This is a genomic window from Streptomyces sp. H51, from assembly GCF_035656535.1.
Lineage (GTDB): Bacteria > Actinomycetota > Actinomycetes > Streptomycetales > Streptomycetaceae > Streptomyces.
On record NZ_JAYMHD010000023.1, the window covers coordinates 1 to 23188 of the forward strand.

At 73.1% G+C, this 23188-nt stretch carries 22 protein-coding genes; 11 read left to right on the top strand and 11 right to left on the bottom strand.

Annotation, left to right across the window (positions count from 1 at the left end):
* Positions 1-78 precede the first annotated feature (78 nt).
* The 4 genes from VKA29_RS07515 to VKA29_RS07530 form a co-directional block, all read right to left on the bottom strand.
* Entirely contained in the window at positions 79-819 is a 741-nt protein-coding gene (locus VKA29_RS07515; protein WP_324784427.1) for a DUF2993 domain-containing protein, read from the bottom strand.
* Positions 820-967: 148 nt separating this feature from the next.
* Entirely contained in the window at positions 968-2287 is a 1320-nt protein-coding gene (locus VKA29_RS07520; RefSeq protein WP_324784428.1) for a hypothetical protein, read from the bottom strand.
* Positions 2288-2289: 2 nt separating this feature from the next.
* Positions 2290-2544 carry a MoaD/ThiS family protein gene (locus VKA29_RS07525; protein WP_324784429.1) on the bottom strand — a complete coding sequence of 85 codons (255 nt, stop codon included), beginning with the start codon at positions 2542-2544 and terminating at the stop codon, positions 2290-2292.
* Between the two features lie 36 nt (positions 2545-2580).
* The gene (locus VKA29_RS07530; RefSeq protein WP_324784430.1) at positions 2581-3450 is read right to left on the bottom strand and encodes an alpha/beta hydrolase; all 870 of its coding nucleotides are present in this window, start codon (positions 3448-3450) and stop codon (positions 2581-2583) included.
* A 179-nt stretch (positions 3451-3629) separates the two neighbouring features.
* Here VKA29_RS07530 and VKA29_RS07535 point away from each other — a divergent pair, with 179 nt between their 5' ends.
* The 7 genes from VKA29_RS07535 (at position 3630) to VKA29_RS07565 (ending at position 9913) form a co-directional block, all read left to right on the top strand.
* Positions 3630-4409 (top strand): response regulator transcription factor, encoded by a 780-nt coding sequence (locus VKA29_RS07535; protein WP_324784431.1) that lies wholly within the window; start codon positions 3630-3632, stop codon positions 4407-4409.
* Between the two features lie 116 nt (positions 4410-4525).
* On the top strand, positions 4526-5548 hold the full coding sequence (locus tag VKA29_RS07540) for a LacI family DNA-binding transcriptional regulator (RefSeq protein ID WP_324784432.1): 1023 nt from the start codon (positions 4526-4528) through the stop codon (positions 5546-5548).
* A 129-nt stretch (positions 5549-5677) separates the two neighbouring features.
* On the top strand, positions 5678-6817 hold the full coding sequence (locus VKA29_RS07545; RefSeq protein WP_324784433.1) for a S1C family serine protease: 1140 nt from the start codon (positions 5678-5680) through the stop codon (positions 6815-6817).
* A 42-nt stretch (positions 6818-6859) separates the two neighbouring features.
* On the top strand, positions 6860-7042 hold the full coding sequence (locus tag VKA29_RS07550; protein ID WP_324784434.1) for a hypothetical protein: 183 nt from the start codon (positions 6860-6862) through the stop codon (positions 7040-7042).
* 132 nt (positions 7043-7174) lie between these two features.
* Positions 7175-7909: a response regulator transcription factor gene (locus VKA29_RS07555; RefSeq protein ID WP_324784435.1), complete on the top strand. Its 735-nt coding sequence runs from the start codon at positions 7175-7177 to the stop codon at positions 7907-7909.
* Positions 7906-9354, top strand: coding sequence for a HAMP domain-containing sensor histidine kinase (locus VKA29_RS07560; protein ID WP_324784436.1), 1449 nt, complete (start codon positions 7906-7908; stop codon positions 9352-9354). Before VKA29_RS07555 ends, VKA29_RS07560 begins: the two co-directional genes overlap by 4 nt.
* Before the next feature lie 283 nt (positions 9355-9637).
* Positions 9638-9913: a hypothetical protein gene (locus tag VKA29_RS07565; protein ID WP_324784437.1), complete on the top strand. Its 276-nt coding sequence runs from the start codon at positions 9638-9640 to the stop codon at positions 9911-9913.
* A gap of 298 nt (positions 9914-10211) precedes the next feature.
* Here the strand turns inward: VKA29_RS07565 and VKA29_RS07570 are convergent, their stop codons facing one another.
* The gene (locus tag VKA29_RS07570; RefSeq protein ID WP_324784438.1) at positions 10212-12011 is read right to left on the bottom strand and encodes a bifunctional metallophosphatase/5'-nucleotidase; all 1800 of its coding nucleotides are present in this window, start codon (positions 12009-12011) and stop codon (positions 10212-10214) included.
* Between the two features lie 182 nt (positions 12012-12193).
* Between VKA29_RS07570 and mshD the strand changes: the two genes are divergently transcribed.
* The 4 genes from mshD to VKA29_RS07590 all read left to right on the top strand — a co-directional run bounded on the left by mshD (position 12194) and on the right by VKA29_RS07590 (position 17570).
* On the top strand, positions 12194-13120 hold the full coding sequence (gene mshD / locus VKA29_RS07575; protein ID WP_324784439.1) for a mycothiol synthase: 927 nt from the start codon (positions 12194-12196) through the stop codon (positions 13118-13120).
* Positions 13121-13832: 712 nt separating this feature from the next.
* Positions 13833-16064 (top strand): RNA degradosome polyphosphate kinase, encoded by a 2232-nt coding sequence (locus VKA29_RS07580; RefSeq protein ID WP_324784440.1) that lies wholly within the window; start codon positions 13833-13835, stop codon positions 16062-16064.
* Positions 16045-17094 (top strand): CHAD domain-containing protein, encoded by a 1050-nt coding sequence (locus VKA29_RS07585; RefSeq protein WP_324784441.1) that lies wholly within the window; start codon positions 16045-16047, stop codon positions 17092-17094. Before VKA29_RS07580 ends, VKA29_RS07585 begins: the two co-directional genes overlap by 20 nt.
* A 38-nt stretch (positions 17095-17132) precedes the next feature.
* Entirely contained in the window at positions 17133-17570 is a 438-nt protein-coding gene (locus tag VKA29_RS07590; RefSeq protein ID WP_324784442.1) for an NUDIX hydrolase, read from the top strand.
* Positions 17571-17583: 13 nt separating this feature from the next.
* On the opposite strand, the gene VKA29_RS07595 is transcribed toward VKA29_RS07590, so the two are convergent.
* The 6 genes from VKA29_RS07595 to VKA29_RS07620 are packed head-to-tail and all read right to left on the bottom strand — an operon-like array spanning position 17584 to position 22992.
* Positions 17584-18810, bottom strand: coding sequence for a cytochrome P450 (locus VKA29_RS07595; RefSeq protein ID WP_324784443.1), 1227 nt, complete (start codon positions 18808-18810; stop codon positions 17584-17586).
* Positions 18807-20030, bottom strand: coding sequence for a cytochrome P450 (locus VKA29_RS07600; protein WP_324784444.1), 1224 nt, complete (start codon positions 20028-20030; stop codon positions 18807-18809). Before VKA29_RS07600 ends, VKA29_RS07595 begins: the two co-directional genes overlap by 4 nt.
* Positions 20027-20653 carry an ATP/GTP-binding protein gene (locus VKA29_RS07605; RefSeq protein ID WP_324784445.1) on the bottom strand — a complete coding sequence of 209 codons (627 nt, stop codon included), beginning with the start codon at positions 20651-20653 and terminating at the stop codon, positions 20027-20029. Before VKA29_RS07605 ends, VKA29_RS07600 begins: the two co-directional genes overlap by 4 nt.
* Entirely contained in the window at positions 20634-20981 is a 348-nt protein-coding gene (locus tag VKA29_RS07610) for a DUF742 domain-containing protein (protein ID WP_324784446.1), read from the bottom strand. Before VKA29_RS07610 ends, VKA29_RS07605 begins: the two co-directional genes overlap by 20 nt.
* Positions 20978-21385 (bottom strand): roadblock/LC7 domain-containing protein, encoded by a 408-nt coding sequence (locus VKA29_RS07615; protein WP_324784447.1) that lies wholly within the window; start codon positions 21383-21385, stop codon positions 20978-20980. The genes VKA29_RS07610 and VKA29_RS07615 overlap by 4 nt, the downstream gene beginning before the upstream one ends.
* Positions 21382-22992 carry a sensor histidine kinase gene (locus tag VKA29_RS07620; RefSeq protein ID WP_324784448.1) on the bottom strand — a complete coding sequence of 537 codons (1611 nt, stop codon included), beginning with the start codon at positions 22990-22992 and terminating at the stop codon, positions 21382-21384. The genes VKA29_RS07615 and VKA29_RS07620 overlap by 4 nt, the downstream gene beginning before the upstream one ends.
* Positions 22993-23188: the final 196 nt, after the last annotated feature.

Below are 23188 nucleotides of genomic sequence, written 5' to 3' on the forward strand. Positions count from 1 at the left end.
CGCCGAGTCCTACCAAGCAGCCGTCACCCTCGCAGCCCTGCTGATGTGGGCGTGACATTTGACGACAACTCCTAGTCCCTACCCCGCGAGCTTGACGTCCGAACCCTTCACGGTGATCTCCACCCCGTTCTTCGCCGCCTCGACCTTGTCGAGCCTGACGTCGCCGGGCAGCTGGTCGATCGTCTGCTGGAAGTCGGTGATCGCGCGGATCCGGGACTCGGCGAGCCGCACGACCGTCCTGGGCAGCGAGTCGGCGTGCACCTTGACCGTGGAGCCCTCCACGGTCACCGAGCTGAGCACCGGGTACGTCTGCTCCACACCGGCCGCCCGCACCTTGACCTCCACCTTGATCTTGCCGTCGCCGCCGTCGGACAGCCCGACGACCTCGGCGGTGATGCCCGGGATGATCTGCGTCGGCCCGGACTTGGCCGCCTTCAGCAGCTCGTCGTAGGAGACCAGGGCGGTGCCGGTGGCGGTGGCCGCGGTGGCGGAGCTGTAGTCGCCGGAGAACCGCACGCGCTTCATGTGGGCGTCGATGTCGTCGACGCGGATCGTCTTCGCGGCGCCGGCGGCGGTGCTGCCGGTGTCCGCCTCGTAGCCCTTGATGCCGACCTGGACGTCGTCCAGCTCCCCGGACGCCACCTGGGTGAGGAACGGGAAGCCGTTGATGGACACGTCCGGGGTCGAGGCCAGGTTCTCGGTGGTCCTGAGCTTGTCCGCCGCCTCGTTCTCGGCGAAGTAGACCGCCACCCGGTCCACGAGCACGAACAGGCCGCCCAGGATCACGACGACGATCAAAAGTATTCGCAGGGCGCGCATACCGTATGTTTCCCCCACTTCGGCGGTCATCCACGAAGGCCGGTCACCGACGACCCAGGTGGCCGTCTGGCGCGAGACTAACCCTGGGACGGGCACGCACCCGCGAATTGTGGATCACCTGTGACAGGAGGGTGCACAGGGGACACCGCTACCCCAGCGCCCGCCCGAGCACGTACACCACCGGCGCCGCCGCCGTCAGCGGCAGGGCGACGCCCGCGGTGAAGTGGACGAAGCGCGACGGGTAGTCGTAGCTCGCCACCCGGTGCCCGATCAGCGCGCACGCCGCGGCGCCCGCGCCCAGCAGCGCGCCCTTCGCGCCGAGGTCCGTGAGCGCGCCGGCCGCGACGCCCGCGCCCGCCGCCGCCAGCAGCGAGACCGCCACCGACGCCGGCGTGGGCAGGGGCAGGGCGCGGGCCAGCAGGGCCACCGCGACCGCGGCCGCGCCGACGGACACCGCGTCCGCACCGGCCGCGAGGTAACCGGCCGCGAGGATGGCCAGCGCCGCCGAGGCGACACTCGCCATCAGGCCGTACATCCGCTCGTCGGGGTCCGCGTGCGAGCGCAGTTGCAGCACCAGGGAGAGCAGCACCCACACGCCGATGGTGCCGAGTATCGCGGCCGGGCCGTGCTCGCGGCCCGCCGCGAGCAGTGCCACGTCCGCGACGAGCGCGCCGAGGAACGCCAGCGCGATGCCCTGCCGGGCCGGCCACATGCCGTTGAGCCGGAACCAGCCCGCCGCGGTGACGGCCTGCAGGGCGACGAGCGGGACGAGGAGGGCGTACGGGCCGATCGCCGCCGTTCCCGACAGCAGCAGCCCCAGCAGCGCGGTCAGCGCGGCCGGCTGCCCGCCGGGTTCGATGACCGGGGACCGGCCCTCCAGGCGGGCGCGCTGGGCGTCCGTGATACGGGCGTTGCCGGCGAGGGTGGCGGGGCCGTAGGCGGGGGCGCCCTCCGGCTCGGGCGCGGCGGGGCCTGCGTGGCCCCGGCGGCCGGCGGGCTGAACGGCCTGCGGCTGCGGCTGCGGCTGCGGTTGTGGCTGCGGCTGCGGCTGCGGGTCCCACGCCGGGGCGTGGGCCGGAGCCGGGGCGTGGGCTGGGCCCTGGGCCGGTTCCTGGGCCGGTTCCTGGGCCGGTTCCTGGGCCGGTTCCTGGTGCGGCGGATACCCGTACCCGGCGGCGGCCTGGTGGTGGGGCGCCGGGTGGTGCGGCGGGTACCCGGCGTCCGTCTGCGGGGGCAGGTACGCCGTCTCGGCCGCGTCCACCGCTGCGACGGGCGGCTGCAGTTGCGTCTCCCAGGTCTGTCCCTGCCACCGCTGCGTGTACTGCAGGGCGTCCGGGTCCTCGTACCCGGCAGGAGCCTGCCCGCCCTGGTACGCCGGCTGCCCGGGCCACGCCTGCGGCTGCGGCTGCGGGGACTGCTGGTACGGGTCGTACCCCTGGTACGCGGGGTCGTACGGCTGGTCGGTCATCGTCACCCTCCTGCGAACGGCGGGAGCACCTCGACCGTGCCGCCGTCGGCCAGCCGTACCGTCTCATGTCCGCGGGTGCCCACGGGATCACCGTCGACGAGGAACGAGCATCGCTGGAGCACGCGGGTGAGTTCGCCGGGGTGTCGCCCGCGCACGGCGTCGAGCGCCTCGGCCAGCGTGTCCGCGTCGTACGGCTCCTCGGCGACCCCGGCCGCGGCCTTCGCGGCCGCCCAGTAGCGCACCGTGACCTTTGGCATCCGTTCCTCAATCAGTTCGGCTGTGGACACCTCAGGCTAGCCCGCCCGGGCGACCGCCCAGTCCCCGATGCGGGACAGCAGTTCGTCGCCGGCGGCGTTCTCCGCGTGGCCCATGCCGTGCTCGACCCAGAGTTCGGCGTCGTCGCCGGCGGCCGCGGCCAGCATGCGCGGGTGGTCGAGGGGGAAGTAGCCGTCCCGGTCGCCGTGCACGATCAGCAGGGGCGTCGGTGCGATCCTCGCCGCCGCCTCCACCGGGGACAGCGGTACCGGGTCCCTCCCCCACTGCCCGAAGGGCGTGGGAGGTGCCCCCACGCGGTGGTGGATGCGGGTGCGCAGGCCGTAACGGCCCACCAGCCGGCCGGTGGGGCGCGTCACCAGCCAGTGCAGGCGGCGCATCGGGGCCGTGCCCCGGTAGTACCAGCGGGCGGGTGCGCTGACGGAGACCACGGCGTCGGTCCCCCCGTGCAGGGCCGCGTGCCGCAGCACCACCGAGCCGCCCATGGAGAAGCCGACGGTCACCACGCGCGTGTGTCCGAGCTCGCGGGCCCATTCCACCGCCGCCGCCAGGTCGAGCACCTCGCGGTCGCCGACCGTGGAGCGGCCGCCGGAGGCGCCGTGGCCGCGGAAGGAGAAGGTGACGACGGCGCCGTGGCGGGCCAGGGCCGTGACCACCCGCCGCACGTGCGGCCGGTCCACGTCGCCGGTGAAGCCGTGCGCCACCACGAACACCAGGTCACCGGCGGACGGCCGGGAGGGGTCGGGTACGACGGCCGCCGGATCGTATACGGAATCGACGGCAACCCCGTCGACCGTGTGCAGAAACGTACGCAAAGGTTCCCGTCTGCCCGTCTCGCAGTGCGGACGAAGGGTGGATCGCGCCACATGACCTGCCGGACCGGTGTTCATGTGGGTTATTCTGCTGGACAGAGGACTCGGGCAGCGTAGCCCCCGGGTCCTTTTGTGCTTTCGGAAGCGTTGTATACGAAGCGGGAAGCCCCAGGTGACCGCGGTGTACGGGCCCCCGGGATCGCAGAGCAGTTCCGCACCGCAAACGTCCTCGCAGGGACCGAGGAGGAACCAGACGTATGAGTTCTCTGCTGCTCCTGACCAATGCCCTCCAGCCGTCGACGGAGGTGCTCCCCGCCCTCGGCCTGCTGCTGCACAACGTGCGTGTCGCTCCGGCGGAGGGACCCGCGCTCGTCGACACCCCGGGCGCCGACGTCATCCTCGTCGACGGCCGCCGCGACCTCCCCCAGGTGCGCAGCCTGTGCCAGCTGCTGCGCTCCACCGGGCCGGGCTGTCCGCTCGTCCTGGTGGTCACCGAGGGCGGCCTCGCCGCCGTCACCGCCGACTGGGGCATCGACGACGTCCTGCTGGACACCGCCGGGCCGGCCGAGGTCGAGGCCCGGCTCCGGCTGGCCATGGGCCGCCAGCAGATCGTCAACGACGACTCGCCCATGGAGATCCGCAACGGCGACCTGTCGGTCGACGAGGCGACCTACTCCGCCAAGCTCAAGGGCCGGGTCCTGGACCTGACCTTCAAGGAGTTCGAACTCCTGAAGTACCTCGCCCAGCACCCGGGCCGGGTCTTCACCCGCGCCCAGCTCCTGCAGGAGGTGTGGGGCTACGACTACTTCGGCGGCACCCGCACGGTCGACGTGCACGTACGGCGCCTGCGTGCCAAGCTCGGACCCGAGCACGAGTCGCTGATCGGGACCGTCCGGAACGTGGGTTATCGATTCGTTACCCCGGAGAAGGGCGACCGGACCGCCGAGGAGGCCAAGGCCCGGGCGGAGCGCTCAAAGGCGGAGGAAACGGACGAGACGACGGCCCTGGACGCCGTCGAGGTCCGGGCGAAGGCATAGCGGACGCCCGGGCAGGGGAGCGCTCCCGCACCGGAAGCGCCGAACGGGCCCGGGGAAGCCCGGCCCAGCGCCTTTTCGCCCTGCCCGGTCCCGGTCTCTCCGCGTAGACTCCGCGAGTGGCCAAGGTGACTCGGGACGACGTAGCACGGCTGGCAGGGACGTCCACTGCCGTCGTCAGCTATGTCATCAACAACGGACCCCGGCCGGTCGCCCCGGCCACGCGCGAGCGCGTCCTCGCCGCCATCAAGGAGCTCGGGTACCGGCCCGACCGGGTCGCCCAGGCGATGGCGTCCCGGCGCACCGACCTCATAGGGCTGATCATCCCGGACGCGCGCCAGCCCTTCTTCGGGGAGATGGCGCACGCGGTCGAACAGGCCGCCTCCGAGCGCGGGAAGATGGTGCTCGTCGGGAACACCGACTACGTCAGCGAGCGCGAGGTCCACTACCTGCGGGCGTTCCTCGGGATGCGGGTCTCCGGCCTGATCCTGGTCAGCCACGCGCTCAACGACCTGGCCGCCGCCGAGATCGAGGCGTGGGACGCCCGGGTGGTCCTGCTGCACGAGCGGCCCGAGGCCATCGACGACGTCGCGGTCGTCACCGACGACCTGGGCGGCGCCCAGCTCGCCGTGCGCCACCTGCTGGAACACGGCTACGACTACGTCGCGTGCGTCGGCGGTACGGCCGAGACGCCCGCGGTCGGCGACCCCGTCTCCGACCACGTCGAGGGCTGGCGGCGCGCGATGCAGGAGGCGGGCGTGGAGACCGAGGGCCGCCTGTTCGAGGCGCCGTACAACCGCTACGACGCCTACCGGATCGCCCTGGACATCCTCTCCGGGCCCCGGCGGCCGCCCGCGGTCTTCTGCTCCACCGACGACCAGGCGATCGGCGTGCTGCGCGCGGCGCGCGAGCTGCGCATCGACGTGCCGGGCGAGCTGGCGGTGGCCGGCTTCGACGACATCAAGGAGGCGGCGCTCGCCGACCCGCCCCTGACCACGGTCGCATCGGACCGTTCGGCGATGGCCCGGGCCGCCGTGGACCTGGTGCTGGACGACGGACTGCGGGTCGCGGGGTCGCGGCGCGAGCGGCTGAAGGTGTTCCCGTCGCGGCTGGTCGTCCGGCGGTCCTGCGGCTGCGCGTGACCTTCTGAGCGCCTCCCGAGGGAGTCCGCGAAGCCGCGAGAAGCCCGTTCATACCGGGCACACGAGGTTCTGCCGGGCTTCTCAGCGGACGCTCAGGGAGCTCTCATGGTGGAGCGACAAGCTCGTTCCATGACCGAGAGCATCCGCCGCGGCGGCGAGCACGACGACCCGTACCAGGGCGAGCGGCACGCGTACCCACAGCAGCACGCCTCCTCGCCCGCGAACCCCGAGTGGCCGCCCCCGCCCCCGCCGGCGCAGCCGCCGGCCCGGCCGGTCACCGTCGAGCCCGGTGGCGGCACCGCCCTGCTCGCCGCTCCCCCGGCCGGGCCGGACGCGCACGCGGCACCTGCCTCGCCCGGCGCACCCGCCGCCCCCGCGCCGGCGCCCGCGTCCGCGGCGCAGAAGCGGACCCGGGGACCGGTCGCCCTGCTGGCCGCCGTGGCGATCGTCGCCGCGGCCATCGGCGGCGGCACCGCCTACGGCATCCAGGAGCTGACCGGCAACGACAACCGCGCCGCCACCACGAGCAGCACCAGCGTGGTGCCCGCCGCCAAGAAGGGCGACATCGCCGCGATCGCCGCCGCGGTCAGCCCGGGCATCGTCGAGATCAACGCCACCTCGGGCTCCGGGGAGTCGACCGGCTCCGGCGTGATCATCACCGGCGACGGCGAGATCCTCACCAACAACCACGTCGTCTCCGGCGCCTCCTCGATCAAGGTCAGGACCAGCGACGGCACGTCCTACACCGCGCGGGTCGTCGGCACCGACAGCAAGAAGGACCTCGCCCTGATCGAGCTGCGGGGCGCCTCCGGCCTCCAGGCGGCCACCCTGGGCGACTCCAGCGGCGTCAGCGTCGGCGACACGGTGGTGGCGATCGGCTCCCCCGAGGGCCTGACCGGCACCGTCACCAGCGGCATCGTCTCGGCCCTGAACCGCGATGTGACCGTCTCCACCGGCGAGGGCCGGAGCCAGGGCGGCGGCAGCGGGCAGTGGCCGTTCGAGTTCGGCGGCCGGCAGTTCAACGGCGACACCGGCTCGTCCACGACGACCTACAAGGCCATCCAGACGGACGCCTCGCTGAACCCCGGCAACTCCGGCGGCGCCCTGATCGACATGAACGGCACCATCGTCGGCATCAACTCCGCGATGTACTCGGACAGTTCCGGGTCGTCCTCGGCCGGCGCCGGCAGCGTCGGCCTCGGCTTCGCCATCCCGATCAACACCGTCAAGTCCGACCTGGCCACGCTGCGGGCCGGCGGCTCCGACTGACACCGCCCGCCGGCCGACACCGTCCGCAGTCAGGGAGCAGTCATGATCAAGCAGGTTCCGCACCCGGGCGCCGGCACCGGCGCCGCCGACTTCACGGCGGCCCTCGAGGTGGCGTACGACCTCCACGCACCGGCGGTCCGGGCCCCCGAGGTGGCCGCCGTCCCCGCCGCCGGCCGCCGCGCCGGCGCCGTGCGCGGCCGTCGCCGCGGCGGCGCCCGCGGCTGATCCGGGCCACGCTCCGTCCGCACTCCACCCGCACTCCACCCGCGCTCCGCCCTTTCCGCGCCCGACGGGGAACATGCGACGCTGAAGGCGTCCAGCCCCCGTCCCCCCACCGCATCCGAGGAATCCGAGCCCATGAGCCCCGCCGATGGCGACCGTGACCCCCAGCGCATCCTGATCGTCGACGACGAGCCGGCGGTGCGCGAAGCACTCCAGCGCAGTCTCGCCTTCGAGGGGTACGGCACCGAGGTCGCCGTGGACGGCGCCGACGCGCTGGAGAAGGCCACGGCGCACCGGCCCGACCTGATCGTGCTGGACATCCAGATGCCCCGCATGGACGGCCTCACCACCGCCCGGCGCATCCGCGGCGCCGGTGACACGACGCCGATCCTGATGCTGACGGCCCGGGACACCGTGGGCGACCGGGTGACCGGGCTGGACGCCGGGGCCGACGACTACCTGGTCAAGCCGTTCGAGCTGGACGAGCTGTTCGCCCGCGTCCGCGCCCTGCTGCGGCGCAACTCCTACGCCGCCGCGGCCGCCGGCAGCGGCCAGCAGGACGAGGCGCTGGCCTTCGCCGACCTGCGGATGGACCTCGCCACCCGGGAGGTCACCCGGGGCGGGCGGCCGGTGGAGCTGACCCGCACCGAGTTCACCCTGCTGGAGATGTTCATGGCGCACCCGCGCCAGGTGCTCACCCGCGAGCAGATCCTCAAGGCGGTGTGGGGCTTCGACTTCGAGCCGAGCTCCAACTCGCTGGACGTCTACGTCATGTACCTGCGCCGCAAGACCGAGGCGGGCGGCGAGCCGCGGCTCGTCCACACGGTGCGCGGGGTGGGGTACGTGCTGCGGCAGGGCGGGGCGGAGTGAGCGAGGTGGCACGCCGGTTCCGGTCCCTGCCGATCCGCTCCCGGCTGGCGCTGCTGGTCGCGGCGGCGGTGGCGTTCGCGGTGGCGGCGGTGTCGGTGACCTGCTGGTTCATCGTGCAGGGGAAGCTGTACGAGCAGCTCAACCAGGACCTTCAGCGGGGCATGCGGGGGCCGCAGCAGATCCAGCAGGCCGAGCAGGCCCTCAACAACTGCTCCACCACCCCGCAGGGCAACGGCTTCTTCCGCAGCAACTACTCGCAGGTGGTCACGGAGAGCGGGAAGGTCTGCGTCACCGACGACTCCACCGGGGCCGTCAAGGTCACCCAGGCCGACAAGGAACAGATCAAGAACGCGGACACCGGCCGGATCTACTTCCGCGACGGCACCGACGAGCACGGCGCCGCGGTGCGGGTGATGGTCCGCCCGCTGGGCGCCACCAGGACCGCCGACGGGGAGGCCGGACCCAGCGTCGGGTTCGTCGCCGCCGTCCCCCTGAAGAGCACCAGGAACACCCTCAACGATCTCTCCCTGATCCTCCTGCTCGTCTCCGGCGTGGGCGTGCTCGGCGCGGGAGCGGCCGGGCTCGCGGTCGCGCGGGCGGGGCTGCGGCCCGTCGACAAGCTCACCGATGCCGTCGAGCACGTCGCCCGCACCGAGGACCTCACGGTCCGCATCCCGGTCGAGGACGACAGCGAGGACGAGATCGCCCGGCTGTCCCGCTCGTTCAACTCCATGACCTCCTCGCTGGCCGGCTCCCGCGAGCTGCAGCAGCAGCTCATCGCGGACGCCGGCCACGAGCTGCGCACCCCGCTCACCTCGCTGCGTACCAACATCGAGCTGCTCACCCGCAGCGAGGAGACGGGCCGCCCCCTCCCGGAGGCGGACCGCAAGGCGCTGCTGGCGTCGGTGAAGGCGCAGGTGACGGAACTGGCCTCGCTGATCGGCGACCTGCAGGAGCTGTCGCGGTCGGAGGGGCAGCGGGGCGAGCGCGTCCAGGTGGTGCCGCTGCGGGACACCGTGGAGGCGGCCCTGCGCCGGGCGCGCCTGCGCGGGCCCGAGCTGACGATCACGGCCGACCTGGAGCCCTGGTACGTCATGGCGGAGCCCTCCGCCCTGGAGCGGGCGATCGTCAACGTCCTCGACAACGCGGTGAAGTTCAGCCCCGAGGGCGGCACGGTCGACGTGCGGCTCGGCGACGGTGTGCTGACCGTCCGCGACCACGGTCCCGGCATCGCGGAGGACGAACTCCCGCACGTCTTCGACCGCTTCTGGCGCTCCCCGAGCGCCCGCGCGCTGCCCGGCTCGGGCCTCGGCCTGTCGATCGTCGCCCGCACGGTCCGCCGGGCGGGCGGCGAGGTCACCCTGTCCCGCGCGGACGGCGGCGGCACGGTGGCGACGCTGCGGCTGCCGGGCGCACCGACGGCCCCGCCCGCCGAGGCTCCCTAGGGCCCGCTCCGCACGTGGGCCGACGCGCGGGAGCGAGGGCCGGCGGGACGACATGGCGCGGTGGCCCGCCTTTCGCGCAGCGGCGACGCGCTCGGCGATCGGCTCGGCCGTGAGCTGTTGAGCCGCCAGGTCCTCGACGAGCCGGCCCAAGGTCATCCCCCGCTCGAAACGCCTCCTGCGCCCATTCACCCGACCGTGTCCCGCCCCCGTGCGGGGGGGCCGGGCTGCGTCCCGCGCGCCACCAGCGGCCCAGGCGCCCCGCCGCGCGAGGAGTCCCCCGTGGGTGCCCGCCTCCACCAGCAGGCCGCGGTCGACGACCAGGGGCCGGTCGGCGTCCGGCGCCCGGCTCGGATCGTGCGTGATCACGCTCGTGGTGCGGCCCGCCATCAGCCTGCGCAGCGGCTGCGCCACCCGGCGGGCGGCCGGCGCGTTCGGGCCGGCCGTCGGTTCGTCCACGACGCGGACGGGCGCGGCGCGCAGCATCGCGCGGGAGTGGGCGATGCGCCGGAGCCGCCCGCCGGAGAGGGCGGCCGTGCCGGACGCGACGGGGGTGTCGTAGCCGTCGGGCAGGACGGTGGCGAAGGGGTGCGCCGCCGCGCCGACGGCCGCGCGTTCGATCTCCTCGTCGCTCGCGCCGGGGCGGCCGCAGGGGATGTTCTCGCGGATCGTGTCGTTGGGGGTCGGCGTCCGCCGGGGCGTCCGCGCCACGTGCTCGGGCAGGAACCCCGGGCGCAGGCCGGGCGGCGGGTCGCGGATCCGGGCGCGGGTCCACACGGGCCTGTGGCGACGGCGAGGACGACGAACCCCGCCCCGGCGGTGCCGGGGCGGGGTTCGGGGCGGTGCCGCTCGGGAGCGGGCTACTTGGTGATCGTGATGCGGTTCGCGGCCGGCGGGGCGATCGGGTTCGCCGCCGAGGAGGTGGCCGTCAGGTACTGCGCCAGGGCCGCCAGGTCGTCGGTGCCGACCAGGTCGTTCGTGCCCAGGCCCAGCGTGGTGAAGCCGTCGCCGCCGCCCGCGAGGAAGCTGTTGGTGGCGACGCGGTAGGTGGCCGCGGGGTCGATCGCGGCGCCGTTCAGGCGGATCGAGTCGGTGACCACACGGTCGGCCCCGGTCTTCGTCAGGTCCAGCGTGTAGGTCAGGCCCGACGAGGGCTGGAGGATCTTCGGGGACGCCGTGTTCGAGCCGCTGACCTGCTCCTTGAGCACCTGGATCAGCTGCGCGCCGGTGAAGTCCTGGAGGTTCACGGTGTTGGCGAACGGCTGCACCGTGAAGCCCTCGGCGTAGGTCACCACGCCGTCGCCCTCGGCGGCCTTGGCCACGTAGGTGAGCCCGGCCCGGACGCCGCCCGGGTTCATCAGCGCGAGGTCCGTCTCCGGGTCGAGCTGCTTGCCGTACGCGAGCTGCGCGTCGGCGATCAGGTCGCCCATCGGGGACTCGGTGCCGGTGTTGGGGATGTCGGCGGAGATGTAGCCGATGGGGCGGTTGCCGATCGGGGCGGCGAGGGTGTTCCACCTGCCGATCAGGTCGGTCATGTCGGCCGCCTTGGGCACGTCCCGGCTGACCACGTGGTTCGCCGACGTGACCGCGGTGCGGGCGATGTCGCCGGTGTAGCGGTCGTAGGTGAGCGTGGTGTCCGTGTAGAGCCGTCCGAAGGACGAGGCCGAGGTGACCATGCGGGGACGGCCCGCCGGGTCGTCGATCGTGCAGACGTACGAGGTGTGGGTGTGACCCGTCACCAGCGCGTCCACCGCCGGCGTGACGTTCTTGGCGATGTCGACGATCGGCCCGGAGATGCCGTCGCCGGCGCCCGGGGAGTCGCAGTCGTAGTTGTACGACGACGAGGCCGGCGCACCGCCCTCGTGGATCAGCGCGACGATCGACTGCACGCCCTGCGCCTGGAGCACGCGCGCGTACTTGTTGATCGTCTCGACCTCGTCCTTGAACTGCAGGCCCTTGACGCCGTCCGCGGAGACGATGCCCGGGGTGCCCTCCAGGGTCACGCCGATGAAGCCGATCTTGACGTCCTTCTTCTTCCAGACCCAGTACGGCTTCAGGATCGGCCGGTGGGTCTTCTCGTTCAGGACGTTGGCGGCCAGGTACGGGAAGTCGGCGCCCTCGAACTCCTGGTCCGTGTAGCAGCCGTCGGTGGGGTGGCAGCCGCCGTTCTGAAGGCGCGCCAGTTCCTTGGGGCCCTCGTCGAATTCGTGGTTGCCGACGGACGTGACGTCCAGGTCCAGCTTGTTGAGCGCCTCGATGGTGGGCTCGTCGTGGAACAGGCCCGAGATCAGCGGCGAGGCGCCGACCATGTCGCCGCCGGCCGCGGTGATGGAGTAGGGCTTGCCCTCCCGGGCCTGGCGCAGGTGGGTGGCCAGGTACTCCACGCCACCCGCATCGATCGTCTTCGTCGTGCCGTCCGCCTGCAGTTCGGTCACCCGGCCGGAGGAACCGGACGGCGGCTCCAGGTTGCCGTGCAGGTCGTTGAAGGACAGCAGTTGCACGTCCTGGTAGCGGCCCGGGTGATGGCCATCGTGGCTCGTGTCGTGCGCCTCGGCCGGAAGCGCGGCGACCAGCGCGCCGGCGGTCGCGAGACCCGCGGCTGCGGCGAGCAGACGGTACGTCCGTCTGCGGCGCTGGTACGGCTGGGAGTTGGCTGGCATACGCCCCCCTGTCGTTCGTGCTGAGGTGGTGGCCCCGTCGGGGCGCAGCCTAGAGTCAACGCGCGTAGCGCGACAGGGGGTTCCTGGTTACATCCTGGTTTCCCTTTGCCCCCTGCTCTGCCTTTACGTTCCGTTGTGCACGTACCTCCGCTCCGCCGGGTCCTCCCCTTACCCTCGTACGCATGACCAGCGACGACATCGCCCGCCCCGACGGCACCCGCTCCATCGAGACCCTGACCGCGCTCTCCCCGGACCGGACCGAGGCCGTGCTCGGGCTGCTGGCGGAGGCCGCCCGGCACGACGGGCACCAGGCGGTGTCCGAACAGGGCCGGCTGCAGCTGCGGGGCGGCGAGCGCCAGGGCGTGTCCCATCTGCTGCTCACGGTCGGCGACGAACTCGTCGGCTACGCCCAGCTGGAGGACACCGACCCGGTGGAGGCGCCGGCCGCCGAGCTGGTCGTGCACCCCGCGCACCGGGGGCAGGGGCACGGGCGGGCGCTGGGATCGGCGCTGCTCGCCGCCTCCGGCAAGCGGCTGCGGGTGTGGGCGCACGGCGGCCACACCGCGGCCCGGCACCTGGCGCAGGTCCTGGGGCTCACCCTGTTCCGCGAACTGCGGCAGATGCGGCGCCCGTTGACGGGCCTGGAACTGTCCGAGCCGGTGCTGCCCGAGGGCGTGACCGTGCGGACCTTCGTGCCCGGCCAGGACGACGCGGCCTGGCTCGCGGTGAACGCCGCCGCGTTCGCCCACCATCCCGAGCAGGGCTCCCTGACCCAGCGCGACCTCGACGACCGCAAGGCCGAGCCGTGGTTCGACCCGGCCGGCTTCTTCCTCGCCTTCCGCGGCGACGAACTCGTCGGCTTCCACTGGACGAAGGTCCACGCCACCGAGCAGCTGGGAGAGGTGTACGTGCTCGGGGTGCGGCCCGGGGCGCAGGGCGGCGGTCTGGGCAAGGCCCTGACCACGATCGGCCTGCGCCACCTGCGGGCCCAGGAACTGCCCACGGCGATGCTGTACGTCGACGCCGACAACCAGGCGGCCGTCGCCGTGTACGAGGGGCTGGGGTTCGTGACGCACGAGACGGACCTGATGTACCGCACGGAGACGTGACGCCCGCGGCGCGCACCGGGACCCGATGGGCGACGACCGGCCCTTCCCAGGCGGCTTCACGGCCCGCGGCCCCGCCCTGATCGCCCACGGCCGGCACGCCCTGCCCGCCCGTACGCCCTGCCCGCCGGCACGCCCTGCCAGCCGGCACGCTCACGGCGCCGCCGCTGCGCCGCTCGCTGCCCGCGCCGGGCGTCCCCGAGAGGTGGGCGGACCGGGGGCGCCGGGCCGGCGCCCACCGGTCATGCGTGGCCTCGGCGATGCTGCCCGCCCAGCGCGAGGAGGACTCCCCCGCCCGCCCGGGAAACCGTTTCACCTTCAACGAACACCTCCCGCGAAGGTCACGCATTCGACACGGGAACCCCCGTTTGCGGCCCCGCCTCGCCCTCCTGGCCCATGAACCCGGTGGGGACCGGCACCCTCCTCCCGGTCACCGCCCTCGCGACGGCGGCCGCGTTCCGGCTGCCGCGCCGCCCGAGCCGCACCCGCGCGGGCGGCGGCCGGGAGCCGCCCCCCGATATCCCGAACGCCATGTCGCCGTAACCATCGGTTCAGACAGGCTTGCGACGCTCGGCCAATGACGCCCGCCGTGCCAGACCCTTCGCCACCCCCCGAGGGGGCCGCGGGGAACGGGGACGCCCACTTCTTCGAAGCCGAGCTCCCGCCCGCCGCTTCCGACGCGCCCGTGACACCTCCGGCGCGGAAGAATGGGTTCATGAGCCAGCCAAACGCCCAGGCACAGGTACAGCACCCGCAGCCCTCCGTGGGCTCCATCGCCGCGCACCGCCCGCACACGGTGTCCGCGGCCGTCTCCGACCTGGAACCCGACATCGACGCCGACCTCGACTCCTACGAGGAAGCGCCGCACGAGGGCCCCCAGCTGCCGCAGGGCCGCTTCCTCGACCGGGAGCGCAGCTGGCTCGCCTTCAACGAGCGGGTCCTCGAACTCGCCGAGGACCCGAACACGCCCCTGCTCGAACGCGCGAACTTCCTCGCGATCTTCGCCAGCAACCTGGACGAGTTCTTCATGGTCCGGGTGGCCGGACTCAAGCGCCGCATCGCCACCGGCGTCGCCACCCGCTCCGCCTCCGGCCTGCAGCCCCGCGAAGTGCTGGAGATGATCTGGGCCCGGTCCCGCGAGCTGATGGCGCGGCACGCCGCCTGCTACCACGAGGACGTCGCCCCCGCCCTCGCGGAGGAGGGCATCCACCTGGTCCGCTGGAGCGAGCTGACCGAGAAGGAGCAGGCGCGGCTGTTCACGCTGTTCCGGCACCAGATCTTCCCGGTCCTCACCCCGCTCGCGGTCGACCCGGCGCACCCCTTCCCGTACATCTCCGGCCTGTCCCTGAACCTGGCCGTCGTGGTGCGCAACCCGGTCACCGGCCACCGGCACTTCGCCCGCGTCAAGGTGCCGCCGCTGCTGTCCCGCTTCCTGGAGAGCTCCCCGGGCCGCTACGTCCCCCTCGAGGACGTCATCGCCGCCCACCTGGAGGAGCTGTTCCCGGGCATGGAGGTGCTGGAGCACCACGCCTTCCGCCTCACCCGCAACGAGGACCTGGAGGTCGAGGAGGACGACGCCGAGAACCTGCTCCAGGCCCTGGAGAAGGAGCTCATGCGGCGCCGATTCGGGCCCCCGGTGCGGCTGGAGGTCGAGGAGTCCATCGACCGCGAGGTGCTCGACCTGCTGGTGCGCGAGCTGAAGATCTCCGAGGCCGAGGTCTACCCGCTGCCCGGCCCCCTGGACCTCACCGGCCTCTTCCGCATCCACGGCCTGGACCGGCCCGAGCTGAAGTACCCGAAGTTCGTCGCCGGCGTCCACCGCGACCTCGCCGAGGTCGAGTCCGCGTCCGCGCCCGACATCTTCGCCGCCCTGCGCAGCCGGGACGTGCTGCTGCACCACCCGTACGACTCCTTCTCCACCTCGGTGCAGGCGTTCCTGGAGCAGGCGGCCAACGACCCGGACGTCCTCGCCATCAAGCAGACCCTGTACCGGACCTCGGGCGACTCCCCGATCGTCGACGCGCTCATCGACGCCGCCGAGTCCGGCAAGCAGGTCCTCGTCCTGGTCGAGATCAAGGCCCGCTTCGACGAGCACGCCAACATCAAGTGGGCGCGCAAGCTGGAGGAGGCCGGCTGCCACGTCGTCTACGGCCTCGTCGGCCTGAAGACGCACTGCAAGCTGTCGCTGGTGGTCCGCCAGGAGGGCGAGACGCTGCGCCGCTACAGCCACGTCGGCACCGGCAACTACCACCCGAAGACGGCCCGCCTGTACGAGGACCTCGGCCTGCTGACAGCCGACCCGCAGGTCGGCGCCGACCTGTCGGACCTGTTCAACCGGCTCTCCGGCTACTCGCGCCGCGAGACCTACCGGCGGCTGCTGGTGGCCCCCAAGTCCCTGCGGGACGGCCTGATATCGCGGATCAACAAGGAGATCCAGCACCACCGTGCCGGACGCCCCGCCTTCGTCCGCATCAAGGTCAACTCGCTCGTCGACGAGGCGCTCATCGACGCCTGCTACCGCGCGTCCCAGGCGGGCGTGCCGGTCGACATCTGGGTGCGCGGCATCTGCGCCATCCGCCCCGGGGTCACCGGCCTGTCGGAGAACGTCCGGGTCCGCTCGGTACTCGGCCGCTTCCTCGAACACTCCCGCGTGTTCGCCTTCGGCAACGGCGGCGAGCCCGAGGTGTGGATCGGCAGCGCCGACATGATGCACCGCAACCTCGACCGCCGTATCGAGGCCCTGGTCAGGGTCACCGACCCGGCCCACCGCGCAGCCCTGAACCGGCTGTTGGAGACCGGCATGTCCGACACCACCGCCTCCTGGCACCTCGGCCCGGACGGCGAATGGACCCGGCACGCCACCGACGCGGACGGCCAACCCCTGCGCAACGTCCAGGAGATGCTCATAGACGCCCGGAGGCGCCGGCGTGGCACAGCAACACCTTGACCCGACGGACCCGGTGGCCGGGCCCTCCGCCACCGGAGAGACCCTCGCGGGTTATCTGCGGGCCCAGGCCACCGAGTTCCTCCGCGCCCTCAGGCTGCACCGGGAGACCGGCGCCGGGGGCGGCGGAGGGAACGGCACCGCGGAGTCCGCCGACGCGGCGCGCGCCCTGCGCCGCTCGGTCCGCCGCATCAGCGGCAGCCTGCACACCTTCCGCCCCCTGCTGGAGGCCGACTGGTCCGAGGGACTGCGTCCCGAACTGGCCTGGCTGTCAGGCACGTTGTCGATGGAGCACGGCTACGCGGCCCGCCTGGAGCGGCTGCTGCTCGCGCTGCACCGGCTGTCCGGCGCGGCGGTGTTCCCCGCCCAGCAGACGGGCCCCGGGGCCGCCCGGGCCGGCACCGAGCGCGGCAACCTCACCGTGGGCGCCGCCAAGGCGGGCGCCCTGCTCGAACGCCAGCTGACCCTCGCCCGGACCCGGGCCCACTCCACCGCGCTGCAGGCGCTCGGCTCCTCCCGCTTCCACGCGGTCGCCGACAAGGTGGCCGTACTGGCCAGCGAGGTCCCGCTGACGCCCGCCGCGGCCGGCACCGGTCTGGGCCCGCTGGCCGCCGCCGCCGAGGAACGCCTCGTCGACGCCGTCACCGCGCTGCCCCTGGTCACCGCGGGCAGCCCGTACAACGCGGAGGCCCTGGTGCACGGCCTGTCCCCGGACCCGGCCCCGCATCCGCAGGACGGGCCCTGGCACCAGGTCCGCCTGCTGCTGCGCCTGCACCGCTACGCCCGCGAGGTCCTGTGCGGCGAGGACGCCCCCGTGGACGTGCGGCTGCTGGCCGCGGGCCAGGCGCTCGACCGGCACCGCGACGCCTCGGAGGCGGCCGCCGCGGCGGCGTCGGCGGCCCGCACCCCGCGTATCGCCCCGGCGACGGCGTACGCGCTCGGCGTGCTGCACGCCGACCAGCGGCACGAGGTGGAGGCGGCCCGGTTCGCGTTCCAGCAGTCCTGGCAGAAGCAGGCGGTGAGCACGCCCTGAACCCGTCGCGGCACGCCGAAGAAGGCGGTGAACCCCCGGTGACCCCCACCCCCGACACCCCGGTCCTCGCGGCCGGCTGCGTCCTGTGGCGCCGCTCCCCCGCGGGCGGCGTCGAACTCGCGCTGGTCTTCAGACCCAAGTGGTCCGACTGGTCCTGGCCCAAGGGCAAGCTCAAGAAGGGCGAGGCGGCCCGCGCGGCCGCCCTGCGCGAGGTCCGGGAGGAGACCGGCCACACCTGCCGGCTCGGCCCCAGCCTGCCGACCCTGCGCTATGTGGATCACACGGGCCGGCAGAAGCAGGTCGTGTACTGGGTCGCCGAGTCGACCGGCGGAGCCTTCAGCCCCGACGACGAGGTGAGCGAGCTCGCGTGGCTGTCACCGGACAGCGCCCGCGAGCGCCTGACGTACCAGCGCGACAGGGAGCTGATACCTCCGGCGCTCGCGGCCATCGGCCCCGGGCGGCACGGGGAGAGCTGATCCGCCGCGGTGGTCAGCCGTTCAGCCTGACCGGCAGTTCGAAGAGGTCGTTCTGCGTCACCACCGGCTTGTTGCGCAGCTGGGACGCGGGTACCGCGAGATCCAGCCGCGGGAACCGGGCGTACAGCGCGGGCAGCGCGACGCCCGCCTCCAGCCGGGACAGGGCCGCGCCGGGGCACACGTGCGGACCGTGACCGAAGGAGATGTGCCGGGTCACCGTCTCCCGGGTGACGTCGAACTCACCGGCCGTCGGACCGTGTGCCCGCTCGTCCCGGCCCAGCGCGCCGTAGGACACGATCAGCGCGTCCCCCGCGGGGATCACCTTGTCGCCGACGGGCACGTCCTCGGCCGCGAAACGGATCAGGACGTGCGAGGTCGGGGTCGACCAGCGCAGCGTCTCCTCGACCACCGCCGACCAGTCCACCTCGCCGGAGAGGACCAGGGCCCGCTGGTCGGGGTGGGTGGAGAGGTTGACCACGGCGTTGACGATCAGGGAGATGGTGGTCTCGTGCCCCGCGGCGACCATGAGCTGCAGGGTGGAGACGATCTCCTGGTCGGTGAGCCGGTCGCCGTCCTCGGAGGCGAGGACGAGCGCGCTGGTCAGGTCGTCGCCGGGCCGCGCCCGCTTCGCGGCGACCGTCTCGCCCATGATGCCGGCCAGCTCGGTGAGGGTGGCGACGACCTCCTGCGGCGGGGTCTGGGTGGAGAAGAACTTCTCGAACAGCACCTTGAGCCGGGGCAGCACGGCCTTGTCGATGCCCATGAGGTCCGCCACGACCAGCATCGGCAGCGGGTAGGCGAACGCCGCCTTGAGATCGACGACGTCGGCGTCCGCCGGAATCCGGTCCAGCAACTCCTCGGTGAGCTGTGTGACCCGGGCCCGCATGGCCTCCACCCGGCGCGCGCTCAGGGCCTGGGCCACGAGCGTCCGCATCCGGCGGTGCTCGGCGCCGTCCACGGTCAGCATCGAGCGGCCCGGATTGGCCAGACCGATCAGCGGCCAGTCCGGCGGGATCTCCCCGCGCTGCCAGGCGCCCCACACGTCGATGTCCTTGACCAGCCGGGAGTCCGTCAGCAGCGCCTTGGCCTCCGCATGGTGGGTGACCGCCCACACGGGGACACCGCCGGGCAGCTCGACCGCCGCCAGCGGTCCCGCCGCACGCAGCCTCGCGCTCTCGCCGTCCAGGTCACCGACTAACGGATCCAGCGCGATGCGTACTTCTTCGGTGGGGAAAGTCACGGTCGGTCGCCTCCGAGAGCAGGGGTGGGTGTGAACCGCACGGGCAGTTCCGTCAGCCCGCGCAGCCAGGGCGAGGGACGGCGCGTCAGCGCGTCGGCCGGCACCGCCAGATCCATGTCGGGCAGGCGGTCCAGGACGACCTCGATGCTGGTCCGCGCGATCACCTCGGCGACCTCCTGGGCCGGGAACGGGCAGCGGTGCTCGCCGTGCCCGAAGGAGAAGTGCGCGTTGTTGCCACCGGTGAGCGAGGCGCCGTCGGTGCGCACCTGCGGGTCCGAGTTGGCGGCCTGCAGACCGAGCAGCAGCAGGTCGCCGGCCCGGATGTGGCGCCCGCCGAGATGGGTGTCGCGGGAAGCCCACCGGCCTGCCACGTTCTGGGTCGGCGTGTCCTCCCAGAGCACCTCGTTCATCGCCTCGGCGACACTGTGGCGGCCGCCGAACAGGGACGCCGCGAACCGGTCGTCGGTGAGCATCAGGCGCAGCGAGTTGCCGATCCAGTCGGCGGTCGGCTGGTGACCGGCGGCCAGCATCACCATGAGGTCCTGCATGACCTCCTCGTCGGTGAAGCCGCTGCGGTTCGCCAGCATCCGCGAGACGACGTCGTCGCCCGGCGCGGCCTTCCGGTCGGCCACCAGCGCCGTCATCGACGTCACCAGATGGCTCTGGCCCGCCAGGGCCCGCTCCTGGCCGTCGACCATGTCGTTGAGCGCGGTGACCAGACCCGGCCCCTCCTCGTCGGAGAAGCCGTACAGCCGCGCCAGGACCCGCACCGGCAGCAGCATCGCGTACTGGCCGATCAGGTCCGCCTCGCCCCGGGTGCACACCGCGTCGATCAGTTCGTCGGCGAACCGCTCGGCGTGACGGCGCAGTTCGAACGGGTCGGTCGCCTCCAGCGCGTCGCTGACCATGGCGGAGCGCTGACGGTGGCGCTCACCGACGGTGTAGAGGATGGACGGCTGCTTGCGGCCGATCATCGGCAGCAGCGGCCAGTCGCCGGGGATGCTGTCCCACTGGTTCCACAGGTCGGAGTCGCGGCTGAAGAGGACCGGGTCGCCGGTCACCTGGTGCAGTTCGCGGTAGCCGAGCACCAGCCACGCCGGCACCCCGCCGTCCAGCAGCACCCGGGTGACGGAACCGTGATCGCGCCTCATCTCCCGGTAGAGCCTGGCGGGTTCGGACAGGAAGCTGGAACCGGTGAGCGGTACGGCGTCGGTGGTCAAGCGAACTCCCGGGTGGACGCGACAGGCCGGATCGTCTGCCCGGCGTACTGGTTCTTTATGTGCTGGACCAGGGTGATGAGGACCTGTTTGCTGGACTCGCGGGAGCGTGCGTCGCAGTCGACCAGCGGCACGTGCGGGTCCAGGTCGAGCGCGTCCCGGACGGCCTCGTGCCGGTGGCTGGGCCCACCGAAGTCGTTGCAGGCCACGATGAACGGCGTGCCGTGCGCCTCGAGGCGGTCGATCGCGTACCAGGAGTCGTCGATCCGGCGGGTGTCGACCAGTACGACCGCGCCGAGGGTGCCGGAGAACAACCGGTCCCACAGGAACCAGAAGCGCTCCTGGCCCGGCGCGCCGAACAGGTACAGCACGTTGTGCGCGTCGATGCTGATGCGGCCGAAATCGAAGGCGACGGTGGTCGAAGTCTTCGCGTGCACCCCGCTGGTGTCGTCCACCGCCTCACCCGCACGGGTCATCGTCTCCTCGGTGTTGAGGGGACGGATCTCGCTGACCGAGCGGACCATGGTCGTCTTGCCGACACCGAAGCCGCCGACAACCACGATCTTGAGGCCGTTGTCGGCGGTGGCACCCAGGGGGGTGCGCGCGTCAGAGGTTGCGGAGTCCAACGAGCACCTGTTCCAGAATGTCGGGGTCGGGCAGGACCGACCTACGGGGATGGCGAGCGCTGACACGGCCTGCGGCGAGAAGGTCGGACAACAGGATCTTGGTGATGCTCACCGGGAGCCTGAGCTCCGCGGAGATCTCCACCACGGCGGTGGGGGCCTGCGCCATCCGGAGGATCGCCGCGTGCTCCGACTGCATTCCGGGGGTGGGGTCGCACTCGGCCACCACCAGGGTGACCAGGTCGAACGGACTGTCCGGCCCGGATCGGCTGCGTCCTTGGGTGATGGTGTACAGCCGGTCGGGGGCGTCGTCCCTGCCGGGCCGGCTCATGAGCTTCGGGGCTGAGCCGTCAGGTGCTCACCGAGCTGTTCCACCAGCTCACTCATGTTGTGCCCGACCAGTCCGGGGTCGGCCTCCTCGGTGGTGACCACCGCCAGGTGCGCGCCTTCACCGGCCTCGACGATGAAGAGCGTCCCGCCGTAGAACTCGGTCATCGACGTGCGCACGCCTCCGCTGCCGTCGCCGAACTCGACCGAGGCGCCGTGCGAGAGGGACTGGATCCCGGCCGCGATGGCGGCGAGCTGGTCGGCCTGGTCGACCGTCAGTTCCGGGGTGCGGCACAGCTTCAGCCCGTCACGGGACAGCACGAGCGCGTGCCGTGCGCCGGGGGTGCGTTCCAGGAGCCCCTCGATGAGCCATGTGAGCTTCTCGTCCGCGGTGGTCGTGCCGGTCATGAGGTGGTGTCGCCTTCCGGGTGCGCATGCGAGTGGAACGGTCTGTCGGACGCCGTCTCGGCGGATGCGGACGGCATGGCCCGGGCGTCGGGGTGCGGCCGGCCCGCGTCCGGGCGGGCGGTGGCCTCCGGACCGGCCGCGCGTACGGCCTGGCGGAAGTCGCCGAACCGGGCGGCCCTGGTCCTGATGTCCTCGGCGGCGCCCGCGGGCCGTTCGACGGAACTGGTCGCCGACCGCGCGCGTTCGGCGGCGGCGAGGGTGCGCCCGCGGCGCCGCTTGGGCAGCCCCGCGGTGGCCTCGTCCCCCGCCCGGTCCGGGGTCTCGTGGACCGGAGCGGAGACGGGGGCGGAAGCGGCGTGGGTGCGGGCCGGGGCCGGGGCGTCGTCGGCGGCGGAGTGGGCGAGCGGCTGCCGCGCGGTGCGCGCGGGCACGGCGGCCGGGCGCTCCGCCGGGACGGGCCGCGGCTCGACGGCGGCGTTGGTGAGGATCTCCTGCGGAACGAGCATCAGCACGCCGGTGCCGCCACGGGCGGACGGCCGGAAGGACACCTTGAGGCCGTACTTGCGCGACAGGCGGCCGACGACGGCGAGGCCCAGCCGGGTGCCCGTGAGTCCGCCGAGGTCGGCCGAGTCGCCGGACACGGCGTGCTCCGCCCTGCGCAACTGGACGTCGCTCATGACGAGCCCGCTGTCCTCGACGGAGACGATGACGCCCGCCGGGACCTCCTCGACGTAGACGTGGACCTCGGCGTTCGGCGGCGAGAAGTTGGCGGCGTTGTCCAGCAGCTCCGCGAGAGCGTGCATGACGCCTTCCGCCGCGTGACCGGCGACCGCGGTGTCGCTCGCGGAGTGCAGCCGGATGCGCTGGTAGCCGCTGATCCGGCCCATCGCACCGCGCAGGATGGACTCCATGCCGATGGGACGCGCCCAGCGCCGGCCGGTACGCGCGCCCGTGAGCACGGCGATCGAGTCGGCGAGCCGGCCCGCCTGCGCGGTGCGGTGGTCCAGGTGCAGCAGGTCGGTCAGCACGTCCTCGTCGCTGTGCCGCTCTTCCATGGCGCGCAGGTCGGCGAGCATGCCGGTGGACAGCGCCTGCATCCGGGCCGCCGTGTTGGCGGTCGCGGAGATCGCCGCGGCACGCTCGGCGACGGCCCGGTCCAGCCGTGCGGAGAGCTGTCGCGCTTCCTCCGCCAGCCGGGCGTGCTCGGCGTCGGCCTCCTGCGCAAGGCGCGCCCGCTCCCGGGCGAACTCCTCCCGCAGACGGACACGTTCGGCGTCCGCCGCGTCGACGAGCCGTTGCTGTTCCTGGCGCCACCGGGCGGCGAGGCGTTCCTGCTCCTGGGCGGCGCGTTCCCGTTCGGAGTCCGACGCCCGCAGCCGGGCACGGGCCGCCCGGACCGCCTGCCGCTCACGCGCGGCGACGGCCACCGCCGCGCACAGCACCACCGCGGCGACCGCCGAGCACCAGCCGAGGGGTCCCCGCACGGAGGAGGGTGCCGCGGAGACGGCCCAGACGATGGCGACGGCGGCCACGGCCGCGGTGAGCAGGGTGACGGGCAGGACGGTGCGCAGGGGGGACTGGGCGCTGGGGGCGGCGGGCGCGGTCATCAATCAGGTCCTCGGGCGGCCGCTGCGGGCGCGGCCCTCGTGTCGTCCATGAAAGGGAACTGGAGAGAACTGGAGCGAAGCGGAGAGAAGCAGAGAGAAGCGGAGAGAAACTGTAGGCAGGGGTTAACCGGGCGTCACTATACGAGAGTCCGTGATCAAAAGGTGAGGGTTATGCCCGAGTGAATTCCGCCGGGGA